Origin of the sequence: Gluconobacter sp. P5B12 (assembly GCF_018812035.1) — a bacterium.
Classification (GTDB): domain Bacteria; phylum Pseudomonadota; class Alphaproteobacteria; order Acetobacterales; family Acetobacteraceae; genus Gluconobacter.
Window position 1 is genome coordinate 223,502 of sequence record NZ_JACRVV010000004.1, and the last position, 15,273, is coordinate 238,774.

Genomic DNA, 15,273 nt, shown 5'->3' on the forward strand with positions numbered 1-15,273 from the left:
AACTTCTTAGGGTAAGGAAAACTAGCAATGCGTCATGGTGTGAGCGGGCGTAAGCTCAATGTCACCTCTTCTCACCGCGCTGCCATGTTCCGCAACATGGCCGTCGCACTCATCAAGCACGAGCAGATCACGACGACTCTGCCGAAGGCGAAAGAACTTCGTCCGGTTGTTGAGAAGCTGATCACTCTCGGTAAGCGCGGTGACCTGCACGCTCGTCGTCAGGCATTCGCTCAGCTGCGTGATGACACGGTTGTCAGCAAGCTCTTCAGCACGGTTGCTGAGCGCTACAAGGCTCGTGCCGGTGGCTACTCCCGCGTTCTGAAGGCTGGCGTACGCTACGGCGACAATGCCGACATGGCAGTCATCGAACTCGTAGAGCGCGATGTTGATGCCAAGGGCCAGGACAGCGGTCCGAAGCCAGTTGCAGAAGAGCAGGAAGCCGCCTGAGGCTTCTCGTTTCGAGACGAAAAAAGGGCCGGTGCAGCAATGCACCGGCCTTTTTTTTATTCTGCGGTTCACATTGCTGTGCAGAGTGTGTAGTTTTGCCACATCTCTTGCAGGACGATTCCCGTCTGGTTTCTTAACCGGCTGTTTTTCTCCCGCCCGTCAGGGCGGGGAGGGTGTCTCTTTTCCTGAAGGTCGACAATCTGTTGGCCTCGCTGTCCTGCATAATTTTGAGAAACGGGTCCGAGCACTCTCGTAGGGCCCGCAACGACGCCTCCCATATCTGTTTCGGCAATGAGGTCGAAGCAGGTTCGTGACGCGCCTATGCCTGGAGAGCATGAAAATGTCCGAAACAGCCGCACCTAAACGCGGACTAGCGGAAATTCTTGGCATCCCACGCGCCCTTTTCTGGGCTTTTGTTGGTCAGCTTTTATTCATGGTGGGAGACGGTGTCGAAGCCGGATATCTCGACACCTACATGCTGCACCACGGCCACTCCCAAGGGTTCGTCAACGAACTCTTCACTCTTTACGGCATCACGGTCATGATTGCAGCCTGGTTTTCCGGGCCTCTGTCTGATCTGATGGGCCCCAAAAAGGTCATGTGGATCGGCCTGATCCTTTGGGCTCTTCTGGAAGTCTGCTTCCTGACGTTCGGGCTGGGTCCGAATAGTGGGCCTATGATCCTTCTCTTTTATGCGCTGCGTGGATTTGCCTATCCGCTGTTCGCATACGGTTTCCTCGTGTGGATTGCTGCCGCCACTCCGGCTGCCATGCTTGGATCGGCTGCTGGATGGTTCTGGTTCTCTTTCTCTGCGGGGCTGCCGACACTTGGCTCCCAGTTTGCACGCTATACGATCCCATATCTTGGTGAACTCAAAACGTTCTGGTGCTCACTGGGGCTGGTGATTATTGGTGGCCTCGTCGCATTGCTGTTCACGCACGAGCCTACAGGCAAGAAGCGCCTTTTGCCTGATCACGTGCCCACCAAAGATATTTTCTTTGGCTCACTCAGCATTATGTGGCGTGAGCCCAAGACGACGATTGCTGGGATTGTCCGTATTATCGATACGTCTTCGGAATACGCTTTCCTCGCCATCATGCCAGCGTTCTTTGTGGACCAGCTACACTTTAGCCTCGAACAATGGCTCAACCTGCTGTCGCTGATCTTCCTCAGCAACATCCTGTTTAACCTTGTCTCCGGCATGATTGCTGACACTTTGGGACATCGTTTCGTGGTGTCGGTCTTCGGTGGTATCGGCGGCTTCATTGCCATTCCGCTGTTTTACTATGTGCCTATCTGGTATCCGGGGAATTTCTGGGCGGTTGCCGCAGCGGGCATTTTCTATGGTGCAACGGTCGCTGCCTTCGTGCCGCTTTCAGGCCTGATGCCGCAGATTTGCCCACGTGAAAAAGCTGCAGCTCTGTCCATTCTGGGTCTCGGCGCAGGTGCCTCGACATGGGTTGGTCCGGCAATCGTCTCGTTCTGTGGAGCGGTTTTCGGTCCGGGCATGAGCTATGTGATCTGGACATTTGCTGTGATCTACCTTGCTTCCGCTGGTATGACGCTTGCCCTTAAGATTTCTCCTGAGGCTCGTCGTTACACAGAAGAAGCTACGGCCCGAGGCGAAGTGAGCACGACTGTCGGTCACTAAGAGCGATCTGTCACATCTTTGTTAAAGAGCAGGGGTGGTTCGTTATCGAACTGCCCCTGTTTTTGTATGTCGTGGATGAAATGGTTTGGGAGTTGAAAACTATGGATGCAGATCTGGCGTCATATCTGGATGAGAGCGTGCCGTCCTTGCAGGATGGGGCTGGGCGGGTTGTCGACTGCACCTGTGCAAAGAAAAATATTTGCTCGTTCTTAAAAGAAAGTCGGGCAGTTGTGGCCGATCTGATGGTGGATCAGCCATTTTTCTTGCTGCTTTCCGCTTTTGTCAGCGGTCTGTTGTTAGGACGTAGTCTTTTTTCAGGAAAGAAACCTTCCTGAGGCACATGACGTTACGACATGACCACGACCTATAATTCAAGGATCATGTCCCATGCTGCATTATGCTATCGTTTTCTTCATTATTTCTATCATTGCCGGTGTGTTCGGCTTTTCGGGCATTTCCGCAGCAACCGCTGGTATTGCCAAGCTGTTTTTCATCATCTTCCTGGTACTTGCTGTTCTGGCCATTCTGGCTGGCGTTGCCGGGCTACACGCTCTCTGAGCGCTGTATCCTTCGCCGGATGAGGGCATAAAAAAGGGCGGGATGAAAATCCCGCCCTTTTTGTTTTCAGCGTCCGTTTTTGTCTTTCTGGATGAAAGAGGGAAGCAAAGGGTTGTCGGTCTGAAGAGAGGCCTTTGTTGGGAGGTCTTTTACATTCCAGCCGCCGCCAAGATCAGTCAGCAGAGCAACTTCAGCATTGAATTGCTGCTGGCGAATGCTCAGTTGGCTCTCTTCATACTGAAGAGCGGTCTGCTGTGCTGTAATGACGGTCGTATAAATCTGGGTTCCGGCGAGATACTCATTCATGGAGACCCGTACGGCAGCCTGGGCACTTGCAACGGCCTGGTTCTGAAGTCCTAGCTGCTGATCAAGGTAATGCAGATTCGACATCTGATCTTCCGTGTCCTGCATGGCTGCAAGAACGGTCTGTCGATATGTTGCAACAGCATTATCGTAGTCTGCCTCGGCTTCACGGACAGCAGCAGTTCGCGCGCCGCCCTGGAAGATTGTTTCCGTGGCAGCCGCGCCCAGGCCCCAGGTACGGGTAGCGGTCTGGATCAGTTGCTGGAGTGGATTACCGCTATAACCATAAGATGCAGAGAGCGTGATTTCCGGGAAGAACGCGCCAATCGCATATCCGATTTCGGCATTATAGGCTTCCATGTTGCGCTCAGCCTGAGCGACGTCCGGTCGGCGTTCAAGGATCATGGAAGGAACGGCTACAGGAGCTGCCGGAATCTCCTTGGGAAGCAATGCTGGAGCGATCGTCACGTCTGCCGGTGCGCGACCGGTCAGCATTGCAATGGCATGCTCATATTGGGCGCGGGCAATATGAGCATTGGCGAGGCTGGCTTCGGTGGATTGCAGAAGATACCGGGCCTGCAGAACGCTTGTTGGGTCAGCAACGCCTGCCTCAAGCTGGTTTTCAAGAATTTTGAGATTGTCCCGGTATAGGCCCACGTTGCGCGTATAGAGATCGACCAAACTGTCCTGATATCGCAGGCTGAAATAGTCCTGCGCCAGTGTCAGCTGGTAGGACAACCGCATACTGGCAACCAGTGCGGCGTCGCCCTGCGTTGCAGCAACCTGCTGCTGAACCTGCCGCCGTATTTTTCCCCAGACATCAACCGTCCAGCTTGCAGATGGACCGGTTGCCCAAGTGTTGCTCGTGTAGGACTGTGATGAGGTGTAGGTGAAACCACCACTGGTGCTTGAGGCACTACTGCCCTGCGAATTCCTGTTGAAGCTAAAATTCCCGCTCAGTGTGGGGTACAGGCTCGCCTTGATGGAATCGATTGTCGCCGCGGCTTTGCGATACTGTGCTTCGTATTCCTTCAAGCTCTGATTGGATGTCGCGATGCGTTCTTCCAGATCATTGAGAAGCGGATCATTGAAGATGGTCCACCAGTCGCCTTTGGGCATCTGAACCAGATCAGGGCGCGCCTTGTTCCAGCCGGCTGGCGGCGGCACTTCTTTGAAGTGTGGAGAAATGACTGCCGAAGGACGATGGTAATTCGGTCCAACCATGCACCCACTCAGGAAAGGCACGGCTGCTGCTCCCAGCAGAAAAGTACGCAGGGAAGGCATACGAAGGACGGTCATCAGATTTCCGTTTCCCGGGGCGAGATGTGAAGCAGAATGGCAAAGTTATGCCGGGCGCGGCCGAGCATCTTTCCAAAACGATCGAGATATAGGAACACGACGGGCGTGCTGTAGAGCGTGAGAAGCTGGCTGACCATCAGTCCACCCAGAATGGCGATGCCAAGCGGGCGGCGCAGTTCGCAGCCATATCCATTTCCGAAGACGAGAGGCACGGCCCCAAAGGCTGCAGCCAGAGACGTCATGAGGATCGGGCGGAACCGCAGAACGCTTGCCTGTTGGATGGCCTCAAAAGCTGTCGCGCCCTCACGCTGCGCCACGAGCGCAAAATCGATCAGCATGATCGCGTTCTTTTTGACGATTCCAATCAGAAGAATAACACCAATCATCGCCATGAGTGAGAACTCCTGCCCGAACAACTGGAGAGCGAGAAGGGCGCCGACGCCAGCGGAAGGGAGCGTGGACAGGATCGTCAGGGGATGAATGAGGCTCTCATAAAGCATACCCAGAACAATGTAGACCGCAGCAAGAGCCGCAAGGATCAGCAGAGGTTCATCACTGACAGACTTCTGGAAGGCAGCGGCGTTGCCAGCAAACCCACCATGAATGGTTGGTGGAACATGCAGTTTGACCATAGCGGCTTCAACAGCCTGAACGGCAGGCCCGAGGGACGCTCCTGGCGCAAGGTTGAAAGACACAGTCGTTGCAACTGAAAGCCCATCATGGTTGACCGTCAGGGCCGTGTTTGTTGCGCGCTGGTATCCAAGCACTGAGAGCGGCACCATGTTGGAAACGCTAGTGGCAACAGCTGCACCGCTAGACGCGGATTTTCCACCTGCCAAAGCATTCGCTACGGAGTTGATGTAAGACTGTTCGCTCTGAGAGAGCGTGCTGGTTGTGGTGTCGGCTCGAACACGCAGGTTATTCGAAGACGTGCCGCCTGCGGCGGTTCCACCAGAGGCACTAACCCACATCTGTTTCAGCGTTTCGGGGCTTTCCCAGTATCGCGGAGCGACTTCCATTACCACATGATACTGGTTCAGATTCCCGTAAATGACGGAAGCTGAACGCTGACCAAACGCGTCATAGAGTGTATTCGCAATCAGCTGGGGCGTGATGGAATACCGGGAGGACATATCCCGATTGATCGCAATGGCAATGGCCTGACCGCCTTCCTCCACGTTGGATGAAACATCCATCAGCAGAGGAATTTTTGAAAGCGCCGCGACAATTTTAGGCGTCCACTCATAGAGCTCTTCGGCAGATGGGCCTTCCAGCGAGTACTGATAGGCTGCGTCTCCCGAGCGCGCACCAATACGGACTGCCCCAGGAGCCATAAGGCGGAGTTGCGCGCCTGGAACGTGCGAGAAGGCCCGGTTGATGCGTTGAACCGTCGCAGCCAGATCGTCCTTGCGCTCTTCCTTGGATTTCAGGGCGACAAAAAGATTGGCGGAATTGGCCGAGCGCCCGCCTGCGCCGCCCATGACCCCCGCAACATCCCTGTCTGCTGCGACGACTTTCATGGCGCGGGCCGTAATGTCTTTCAGGGACTGAAAGGACACGGACTGATCGGCGACGAGACGCCCCATGAGTTGCCCGGTATCTTCAGACGGAAAGAAGCCCTTGGGCATTTTCACAAAGAGAACACCGGCCAAAATCAGTGTTGCTGGCAAGGACATAACGATCAGGAACGGATGCCGAAGGCTCCATCCGAGTGACTGTTCATACCCTTTGGCGACCCGGTCGATCATGCATTCAAGCATGGAACCAATTCTGCCCCAGAAGCCCTGGGAGGCTGCGGGCGCAGAACTGAGGATCAGGGCGCTGAGCATCGGGGTGAGGGAGAGGGACAGCACCATGGAGATGGTCAGCGTGATAACCATGACCATCGCGAACTCATGGAATAGCCGACCCGCAATGCCGCCCATGAACATGATGGGAGCGAAAACCACAATCAGGGACATGGTGATGGATAAAACAGTAAAGGCAACCTCGCTTGCCCCGAGGATGGCGGCTTCCACCCGCTCATGACCCATTTCCATATAACGGGTAATGTTCTCAAGCACGACGATGGCATCGTCCACAACGAAGCCGGCGGAGATTGTCAGGGCCATCAGAGACATATTGTCGAGCTGATAACCCAGCAGCGACATGACCCCAAACGTTCCGATGATCGAAATCGGGACGACAATCGCTGGAATCAGAATGGCGGACAGGCTGCGCAGAAACAGCAGGACAACGACCACGACCAGCACTACGGCTATGATGAGGGTCTGTTTTGTATCGTTCAGGGAGGCGCGGATTGTCTTGGAACGGTCAATCAGGACGTTGATATGGGTGTTGCCCGGCATTGCCGACTGAAGAATGGGAAGGCGCTTGCGAATACCATCAACCGTCTTGATGACGTTGGCGCCACCCTGTGTGAACACTGTACAGATGATGGCGCGCTGACCATTGAGGAAGCCTGTCTGGCGTAGATCTTCAACGCTGTCATTGACTTCCGCGACGTCTGTCAGGCGAACAGGTTGGCTGTCACGATAGGCGACGACCAGCCCACGGTAATCAACGGCTTTGCTGGCCTGATCGTTCGTTGACAGCATGAGACGCGTGCCGTGGGAGTCAATGAAACCCTTCGGCGTGTGAGCATTGGCCGATGCAAGTGCCGCGCGAACATCTTCGAAACCAATGCCATAGCGGAACAGGCGGAGAGGATTCAGTTCTACACGAACCGCGGGGAGGGAACTGCCGCGGATTTCGACTTCGCCCACACCCTCAACCTGACTGAGCTGCTGAATCAGAACGTTGCTGGCAAACTCATAAAGCTCCTGTGGCGTCCTTGTGCTGGACGTCAGCGTCAGTGCAACAACCGGGGGGCCGTTGGAGTTGGCTTTGTCGTAAGTCGGGTTTGTGCGCAGAGTGGAGGGAAGATCCTGGCGTGCGCCCTGAAGTGCAGCTTCGACGTCTCGTGCGGCACCATTGATGTCGCGGGAGAGGTCAAACTGAAGAGTAATGCGCGTCTGATTGACCGTTGATTCAGACGTCATCTCCGTAACGCCCGAAATCGCACCCAGATGCCGCTCCAGCGGGGCTGCCACTGTACTGGCGATTTCGGACGGAGAACCGCCAGGCTGGTTCGCCATCACCATGATGACCGGGAAGTCTACGTTCGGCAGATCGGCGACGGGCAGGCTGAAATAGCCCAGGATGCCGCCGATCAGGAGCGCGACGGCCAGAAGGATCGTTCCAACTGGCCGCATGACGAAAAGGCGGATCAGCCTCACGGGTTGCTGTGCGTGCTTGGAGTTTGCGCCCGGCCTGCATGATAGCGCTGCATCAGCGTCCGCGTCTTACGGCCGATGCCGTCCATGAACAGATAGATGACCGGAGTGGTGAACAGGGTCAGCATCTGTGACAGCATCAGGCCACACACAATCGCCACGCCGAGGGGGCGGCGCAGTTCGGAGCCGACGCCATGGCTCAGCATGAGAGGCAGGGCACCAAACAAAGCGGCCAGCGTCGTCATGAGGATCGGACGAAAACGCAGGAGGGCTGCCTGGCGAATGGCTTCGAGCGGTGTGTGCCCTTCCAGTCGCTCAGCCTCGAGTGCGAAGTCGATCATCATGATGGCATTCTTTTTTACAATGCCGATCAGCAGCACGATGCCGATGATCCCCATGATGTCGAGGTCCATACCGAACAGGTACAGGCCAATCAGCGCGCCGATAGCAGCGGATGGCAGCGTGGACAGGATGGTGATGGGGTGGATGAAGCTCTCATAGAGAATACCCAGAACGATGTAGACCGCGATGACCGCAGCCATAACAAGCCAGACCTCGTTCGTCAGAGACGAGCGGAAAGCTGCGGCTGTGCCTTGAAACGCGGTTTCGAATGCCGGGGGAAGGCCAAGCTGCTTCTCAACCCGTTCAATGGCACTCGTTGCCGCACCGAGCGAATACCCTTTCGAGACGTTGAAAGAGATCGTCGTGGCTGGGAACTGGCCGTAATGACTGATGAGAAGGGGGGCAAGGCTATGACTGATCGTCGTAACCTGCTTCAGCGGGACCAACCCGGAAGTCGGCTGACGTGTCGGGCCGGAGGTGCTGCTGCCCGCTTCGGATGAAATCCCCGGCAGGTATAGCTGATTGAGAGATGTCAGGTCGTTCTGAAGATCCGGAAGCGCTTCCAAAATGACGCGGTACTGGTTGGCCTGCGTGTAGATCGTTGAGATCTGACGCTGGCCATAACTGTCATACAGAAGGTTATCGACCGTCTGCGGTGTGATGGAATAGCGGGCACCCGTTGCACGGTCGAGCGAGAGCTGGGCAACCAGACCTTCAGCCTGCAGATCGGACGTGACATCCGACAGGGAAGGCTCCTGTTTCAGCGCGTCGACAATTTTGGGAACCCAGGTCTTGAAGGTGTCGTAATCCGGGTTCTCCAGCATGAACTGGTATTGTGTGGCCGAAATCGAGGAATCCAGAGACAGATCCTGAATCGGCTGAACAAACAGCTGCGTTCCGATGACATTCTGGCCGACCTGACCCAGTCGCTGAAGAATGGTTGTCAGGTCAGAGGTGCGCTCATCCCGTGCCTTGAGATTAATCAGAAAACGGCCGACGTTCAGCGTCATGTTCTGGCCGTCAATTCCCACAAAAGAGGAAATGCTGGCCACATCCGGATCCTTGAGGATCTCTGCCCCCAAAGCGGCCTGACGCTCCTTCATGCCATTAAAGGAAATGGCCTGGGACATGACGGAAATGCCCTGCACAACGCCTGTATCCTGCGTTGGGAAGAAGCCTTTCGGGATTGTGTAGGCCAGTGCGCCCGTCAGGATAATTGTTCCGAGCGTGACCAGAAGTGTCAGGCCACGGAACCGCAGAACCACGTCCAGCCAGCGACCGTACAAGGCAATCATGCCATTGATGCCGCGTTCCGTTGCATCGGACAGGCGGCCCCAGAACCCACGGCTCTTGGAGGGGGCATGCGTATCCGTCAGCATCCGCGCGCACATCATTGGAACCAGCGTAATGGAAACAATGGCCGAGATGACAATCGTGATGGAGAGCGTCATGGCGAATTCGTGGAACAAGCGTCCCACGACATCCTTCATGAACAGCAGTGGGATGAGCACTGCGATCAGCGAAACTGTTAGCGAGATGATGGTGAAGCCGATTTCGCCAGCACCCTTCAGGGCAGCGGTGTAACGATCTTCGCCGGCTTCCACGTAGCGGGCAATGTTCTCGATCACCACGATGGCGTCATCCACCACAAAGCCTGTGGCAATGGTGAGGGACATCAGCGACAGGTTATCGAGCGAGAACCCGAGCAGGTACATTGCCGCCATGGTGCCCACCAGCGAAAGCGGGACCGACAGGCTGGGAATGATTGTGGCAGGGACATTGCGCAGGAAGACGAAGATGACGCCGACCACGAGCAGCATGGACAGACCCAGCTCGTATTCAACATCGTCAACAGAGGCACGGATGGTTGTTGTCCGGTCTGTCAGCGGTGTGATTTCGATGCCAGGGGGCAGGTCCTGCTTGAGCTGGGGCAGGATGCGCAGAACGTTGTCCACCACGCCAATCACGTTGGCGCCGGGCTGGCGCTGAACATTCAGGATCAGGGCAGGGGTCTTGTTCGACCATGCCGCCAGCTGAGTGTTCTCTGCGCCTTCGACGACCGTAGCCACATCGCGAACGCGGATCGGGCCGCTGTTCTGATAGGCAATGATTTGGTCCATCAACTGATCGACGGACTTGATCTGCCCATCAATGCGTAGAGATGTAGAGCGTTTTGGGCCGTCAAATGTGCCTGTTGGGGAGTTGACGTTCACGGTCGTAATGATCGTGCGCAAGGTATCAATCGCGATGCCGTACGATGTCAGCTTCGGGATGTTGACCTGAATGCGGTACGCCTTGCGATTGCCACCAGACAGCGTGACGAGACCCACGCCGGAGATCTGGCTGATCTTCTGCTCAAGACGCGTGTTGACGTAATCTTCCACTTCCGGAAGCGGCAGGGTTTTCGACGTGATACCCAGTGTCAGGACCGGAGTATCCGCCGGATTGACCTTCGCATAAATCGGAGGTGCTGGCAGATCCGTTGGCAGCAATGATGTGGCATTATTGATGGCAGCCTGAACTTCCTGCTCCGCCACATCCATGGACATGTCGAGGCCGAAGCGCAGGGTCACCACCGAGGCACCGCCAGAAGACTGTGACGTCATCTGGTCCAGGCCCGGCATCTGCCCAAGCTGCGTTTCAAGTGGAGCCGTGATGGACGTGCTCATCACGTCCGGTCCGGCGCCTGGGTAATAGGTCGAAACCGTAATGGTTGGGTATTCAACCTGAGGCAGCGCGGAGACTGCCAGGAAGTGGTAGCCGAGCAGTCCGCTCAGCAGGATGGCGAACATCAGGAGGCTGGTGGCAACCGGACGCTCGATGAACAGGCGGGACGGATTCACGGTCTTGCTGTTCCCTGTGAGCGGTCAGTGATTGCCGGTAACATCGGCTGCGGACGGATCATTGCCACGCTTGGCGGCATCGGTGCTCTGCTGGCCATTGCTGTGGCGATGATGGGTCTCGGCCGTCTTGGCTTCTGCAGCGGCGTTCTGGGTGTTCGGCGTGGACGTATCGGGGATTGAGATTTTCTGTCCCGGACGCAGATGGCTCACACCATCAGTCACGACGCGATCACCCGTCTTCACACCGGACAGAATGACGGCGTTGCTGTCGTCCGTCTCACCAACCTTGACCGGCACATCCTTCACCGTCATGTCCGGCTGAACGACATACAGGAACTGTCCGTCAGGGCCGGTCTGGAGTGCATTGCCTGGCACGATAAGGACGTTGTGCAGCGTATTGACGAGGAGATGTGCATTCACGAATTCATTCGGGAACAGCCGCTCGTCTTCATTGGCGAAAATGCCACGCATACGAACCGTACCGGTGGACGTGTCGATCTGACTGTCCAGTGCTTTCACGGTGCCGTCAGCAATCTTCTGAGTGTTATCGCTGTTCCAGGCCTCGACCGGAAGTTCCTGAACTTCACGCAGACGATCAGCAACAGGGCCAATCTGGTTCTGCGGAACCGTGAAGATGACCGAGATGGGCTCCATCTGGGTCAGGATTGTCAGGCCGCCGGATTGTCCTGCTGAGACATAGTTGCCTTTGTCGAGCACGCGGATACCAACGCGGCCATCAACCGGCGCAATAATGTGGCAGTACATGACGTCCAGCTCGGCGTTACGAACGTTCGCTTCGTCGAATTTCACAGTGCCTTCAAGCTGCTGAACCGTGAATTCCTGATCCCGGGCCGTCATGGCGGAAGTCGAGTTCTGACGGATCAGCTTCTGGTAGCGGGCATTATCAACGCGGGCTTTTTCAAGCTGGGCACGGTCTGCGGCGAGCGTACCCTTATATTGTGCAAGAACTGCCTCGTAAGGACGTGGATCAATCAGCTCCAGTTCATCGCCTTTTTTAACGTGCTGACCTTCCTGATAATACACATCAAGAATATGTCCGTTGACGCGCGGTGTAATCGTCACGTTTGTCACGGGAATGACTGTGCCGATCAGTTGCAGGATGACAGGCATGTCGCCTGTATGAACCGTGGCAACGGCAACAGGCTGAGTGTCGCCCGCTGCGCCATTTTTGTGCGATTTTCCTGAATGGGATCCATGCGTCCGCAGGACTGCAAAAAGGATCAGCAGAATCACCAGAACAATCGTGCCCCATAGCAGCCAACGACGGCGGGGGCGTCGGGCTGGGGAGGGGGACTGGGCGTTTATGCTCTGGTGGCGGTCGCTGGGTCCGGCCGTCTGCTCGTCCATAGTAGTCCTGTCTTTCCCGTACAGCTTTTTGGTATGGATGCACCTGAGAAACGGCATCCTTCCGTCAGTTCTTTCCTTATAGTGCAGTGAACGCAATGCTGCCATGACGGGACCTTAAATCCTGTTCAGGTTTGGCAACGAATACGCAACATGGAAGGCTAAGAGATTGCTTTTCAAGGCAATCTGTCTCTTGCTTCATTTCATGCTCGCACCATATCCTTATGGAAACCCGATGGTCCGTGGGCCGTTTAAGGCAGGAACGGATCACATCCGGATAAGGAGATACAGACATGGCTGATACGACAGGTACAAAGGCTGAGGGCCTACTTGATGAAGTCAAGGGCAAGGTCAAGGACGGCGTTGGCGGTCTGACGGGCGACACCGCCACGCAGGCTGAAGGCAAGTTCGATCAGCTGTCTGGCATGGCTCAGCAGGAATTCGCTGACCTCTATGACGAAGGCGAGACGAAGCTCGAAGCTGCGACGGCTTTTGTGCAGGATCGTCCGCTTATCTCGATCGTCATTGCAACAGTTGTTGGCATGATTGTCGGTGGTCTGCTGTTCGGTCGTAAGAGCAGCTGATTTCACACACGCATTACATCGTGTGCTAGAAGCCTCCCGGAGTAATCCGGGAGGCTTTTTTTCTATGGAATGGTTTTACGAGAATAACGGGCAGCAGACTGGGCCCGTATCCCGTGAAGAAATTCTGCGTCTGATCATGCAGCAGCGGATTCGTCCGGAGACGCTGGTCTGGACACCGACCTTTGGGGATTCCTGGCGTCCGGCATCGTCCGCCGGGCTGGTTTCACCATTGACGGGACTGATACGCCCTTCCGCCGAAATTTCAGAGCATTGGGCCTGGGCGCTTCTGGTTGGTCCGTGGATCATGGGGCGCCTGACGCTTTACATCATGGACTGGCGGCATGTTGCGGAAGCCGATCGCATGAGCACGATGTCTATCGTCAGTCTTCTGGTGCTGGGTCTTTTTTTTACTGCGTTTTTTATGGATCGGAATTCGATCCGGGAAACGGGCGCTACACCTCCAGGTTTCTGGTGGTGGCTGTTCCTGCCTGGATATTTCTGGCGTCGTCGCCAGATCACCGGACGAGGGCGATCTCTTCTTGCCGTCAGCATCGTGCTGCTCGTGTTCAACATCGGTGACACGATCAGCCGGTGGCCCGAAATACAGCAGCAGGTGAACCACACGCATCATGCCTCCAGCGCACCTCAGGGCCCGGCAGAGGGCGAGGGTGAGCAGGAAAACCTCTGAAAGGCACGTGAAAGAGTCTTTCGAGGCACACTTGACAACTTATTCTGAAAAATAAGCCATTTTTGGGCTTCCCTTTCGAGTCGCCATGATTCAAAACCGATTCGGTAGTCAGTTGATTGACCGGATTGGTCGGGGAGAAGTTCAGGAATGCCAGATTACGCCCTTGAAGCGGCCCACGGAGGGCTGGTCGTCGGGATCGACGAAGTCGGGCGTGGTCCTCTGGCTGGACCTGTCGTGGCAGCAGCTGTCGCGTTCACCTCTCCCCCCGATGAAATGCTGTCGCACCTTCTGGATGATTCCAAGAAACTGACAGCGAAACGGCGAATGGTCGCCTACGATCTACTGATGCAGGCTTCGAATATCCTGATCGGGGTCGGCGCAGCATCCGTCACGGAAATTGAACAGATCAACATTGCGCAGGCTTGCCACCTGGCCATGAGACGGGCGTTGGACCGGTTGGATCGCATGCCGGATCTTGCGCTGGTTGATGGCAAGCACGCGCCCAAGCTGCCCTGTCCCATTCAGATGGTGATTGGTGGAGATGGCATCAGCCTCTCCATCGCGGCAGCCTCTATTATCGCAAAAATTACACGAGACCGCCTGATGGCCCGTCTTGCCGTTCGGCATGATGCCTATGGATGGGAGCGCAATGCGGGATATGGCACCGCTGTTCATATGAGCGGCCTGAAAACACAGGGTGTGACGCCCCATCACAGGCGCGGATTTGCGCCTATTCGAAACATGATTGAAGCAGAGGCACACGCAGCATGACCGGCGAACTCCCAGTGGACCAGATCCTGCGTGGTGAATGCGTGGAGACGATGAAGACCCTGCCGGATGGCAGCGTGGACTGCATCTTTGCCGATCCGCCATATAATCTTCAGCTTCGTGGCGAACTGCGGCGCCCGGACGAAACTGTCGTTGATGGCGTTGATGATGCCTGGGACAAGTTCGACGATTACTCGGCGTACGACAAATTCACGCGTGAGTGGCTGTCAGAAGCACATCGTATTCTGGACAAGGACGGCACGATCTGGGTGATCGGCTCCTATCATAACGTGTTTCGTCTCGGTGCCATTCTTCAGGATCTTGGGTTCTGGATCCTGAACGATATCATCTGGCGCAAATCCAACCCGATGCCGAATTTCCGTGGGCGCCGGTTTACGAATGCTCATGAAACGATGATCTGGGCGGCCAAGAGCCCGCAGAGCCGTTATCGCTTCAATTATCAGGCCATGAAAGCGCTGAACGATGACCTTCAGATGCGATCAGACTGGTACTTGCCGTTGTGCACGGGGAACGAGCGCCTCAAAAACGAGCACGGTTTGAAGCTGCATCCGACGCAGAAGCCGGAAAGCCTTCTGCATCGTGTGCTTGTGGCGTCCACGAATGTTGAAGATGTCGTGCTTGACCCATTCTGTGGCAGTGGCACGACACCTGCGGTGGCCAAGCGACTGGGGCGTCACTACGTCGGAATTGAGCGTCACCCCGATTATGTGAAGGCTGCGCGTGAGCGCGTAGCCCGCGAGGAACGTCTGACGTCCGAGCATGTTGCCGTCACGCCCGCCAAACGCGATATTCCACGGATCCCGTTCGGGAGCTTTGTGGAAACGGGTGTCTTGCCTGCCGGAACGGCGCTTTACGATCGCCAGAAGCGTCTGAAGGCAACGGTCACACCAGATGGCACGCTGGTATCGGGTAATCAGCGGGGTTCCATTCACAAGTTGGGCGCAATGCTGACCAATGCGCCTTCTTGTAATGGGTGGACGTTCTGGTTCTTCGAGCGGGACGGAGAAATGGTGCCGATTGATATTCTGCGTCAGGAGAGCGTTGCCTTGCGCAACGTTGGCTAAGCGCTCTCGTGTTCTGAAAGCCAAGACATAAAAAAGGCCGGAAGGAGAGTTCTCCTTCCGGCCTT

12 protein-coding genes are annotated in these 15,273 nt (G+C 56.0%); 8 read left to right on the forward strand and 4 right to left on the reverse strand.

Going from position 1 to position 15,273, the window contains the following annotated elements; all coding sequences use genetic code 11:
* The first annotated feature begins 27 nt into the window (after positions 1-27).
* The 4 genes from rplQ (at position 28) to KP702_RS09550 (ending at position 2,656) form a co-directional block, all read left to right on the forward strand.
* Entirely contained in the window at positions 28-447 is a 420-nt protein-coding gene (gene rplQ / locus KP702_RS09535) for a 50S ribosomal protein L17 (protein ID WP_046901194.1), read from the forward strand.
* 334 nt (positions 448-781) lie between these two features.
* Positions 782-2,098, forward strand: a complete 1,317-nt coding sequence (locus KP702_RS09540; RefSeq protein ID WP_174694847.1) for an MFS transporter — start codon at positions 782-784, stop codon at positions 2,096-2,098.
* A gap of 101 nt (positions 2,099-2,199) precedes the next feature.
* A complete protein-coding gene (locus KP702_RS09545) occupies positions 2,200-2,433 on the forward strand; it encodes a hypothetical protein (protein ID WP_202207709.1) in 234 nt (77 codons plus the stop codon).
* Positions 2,434-2,485: 52 nt separating this feature from the next.
* The gene (locus KP702_RS09550) at positions 2,486-2,656 is read left to right on the forward strand and encodes a DUF1328 domain-containing protein (RefSeq protein ID WP_007282750.1); all 171 of its coding nucleotides are present in this window, start codon (positions 2,486-2,488) and stop codon (positions 2,654-2,656) included.
* A gap of 66 nt (positions 2,657-2,722) precedes the next feature.
* Here KP702_RS09550 and KP702_RS09555 read toward each other — a convergent pair whose 3' ends face one another.
* From KP702_RS09555 to KP702_RS09570, 4 genes are read right to left on the reverse strand one after another with little or no spacing between them, the layout of a single operon-like run.
* Entirely contained in the window at positions 2,723-4,258 is a 1,536-nt protein-coding gene (locus tag KP702_RS09555) for an efflux transporter outer membrane subunit (RefSeq protein ID WP_215768820.1), read from the reverse strand.
* Complete coding sequence (locus tag KP702_RS09560; RefSeq protein WP_215768821.1) at positions 4,258-7,536, reverse strand: efflux RND transporter permease subunit; 3,279 nt, start codon at positions 7,534-7,536, stop codon at positions 4,258-4,260. The genes KP702_RS09555 and KP702_RS09560 overlap by 1 nt, the downstream gene beginning before the upstream one ends.
* Entirely contained in the window at positions 7,533-10,718 is a 3,186-nt protein-coding gene (locus tag KP702_RS09565) for an efflux RND transporter permease subunit (RefSeq protein ID WP_202207706.1), read from the reverse strand. The genes KP702_RS09560 and KP702_RS09565 overlap by 4 nt, the downstream gene beginning before the upstream one ends.
* A 24-nt stretch (positions 10,719-10,742) precedes the next feature.
* Entirely contained in the window at positions 10,743-12,086 is a 1,344-nt protein-coding gene (locus tag KP702_RS09570; protein ID WP_202207705.1) for an efflux RND transporter periplasmic adaptor subunit, read from the reverse strand.
* 290 nt (positions 12,087-12,376) lie between these two features.
* On the opposite strand from KP702_RS09570, the gene KP702_RS09575 reads away from it, so the two are divergent.
* The 4 genes from KP702_RS09575 (at position 12,377) to KP702_RS09590 (ending at position 15,208) form a co-directional block, all read left to right on the forward strand.
* Positions 12,377-12,667, forward strand: coding sequence for a CsbD family protein (locus KP702_RS09575; protein WP_046901199.1), 291 nt, complete (start codon positions 12,377-12,379; stop codon positions 12,665-12,667).
* Positions 12,668-12,731: 64 nt separating this feature from the next.
* The gene (locus KP702_RS09580) at positions 12,732-13,355 is read left to right on the forward strand and encodes a DUF4339 domain-containing protein (RefSeq protein ID WP_202207704.1); all 624 of its coding nucleotides are present in this window, start codon (positions 12,732-12,734) and stop codon (positions 13,353-13,355) included.
* Between the two features lie 147 nt (positions 13,356-13,502).
* A complete protein-coding gene (locus tag KP702_RS09585) occupies positions 13,503-14,126 on the forward strand; it encodes a ribonuclease HII (protein ID WP_202207703.1) in 624 nt (207 codons plus the stop codon).
* Entirely contained in the window at positions 14,123-15,208 is a 1,086-nt protein-coding gene (locus tag KP702_RS09590; protein ID WP_046901202.1) for a DNA methyltransferase, read from the forward strand. The genes KP702_RS09585 and KP702_RS09590 overlap by 4 nt, the downstream gene beginning before the upstream one ends.
* Positions 15,209-15,273: the final 65 nt, after the last annotated feature.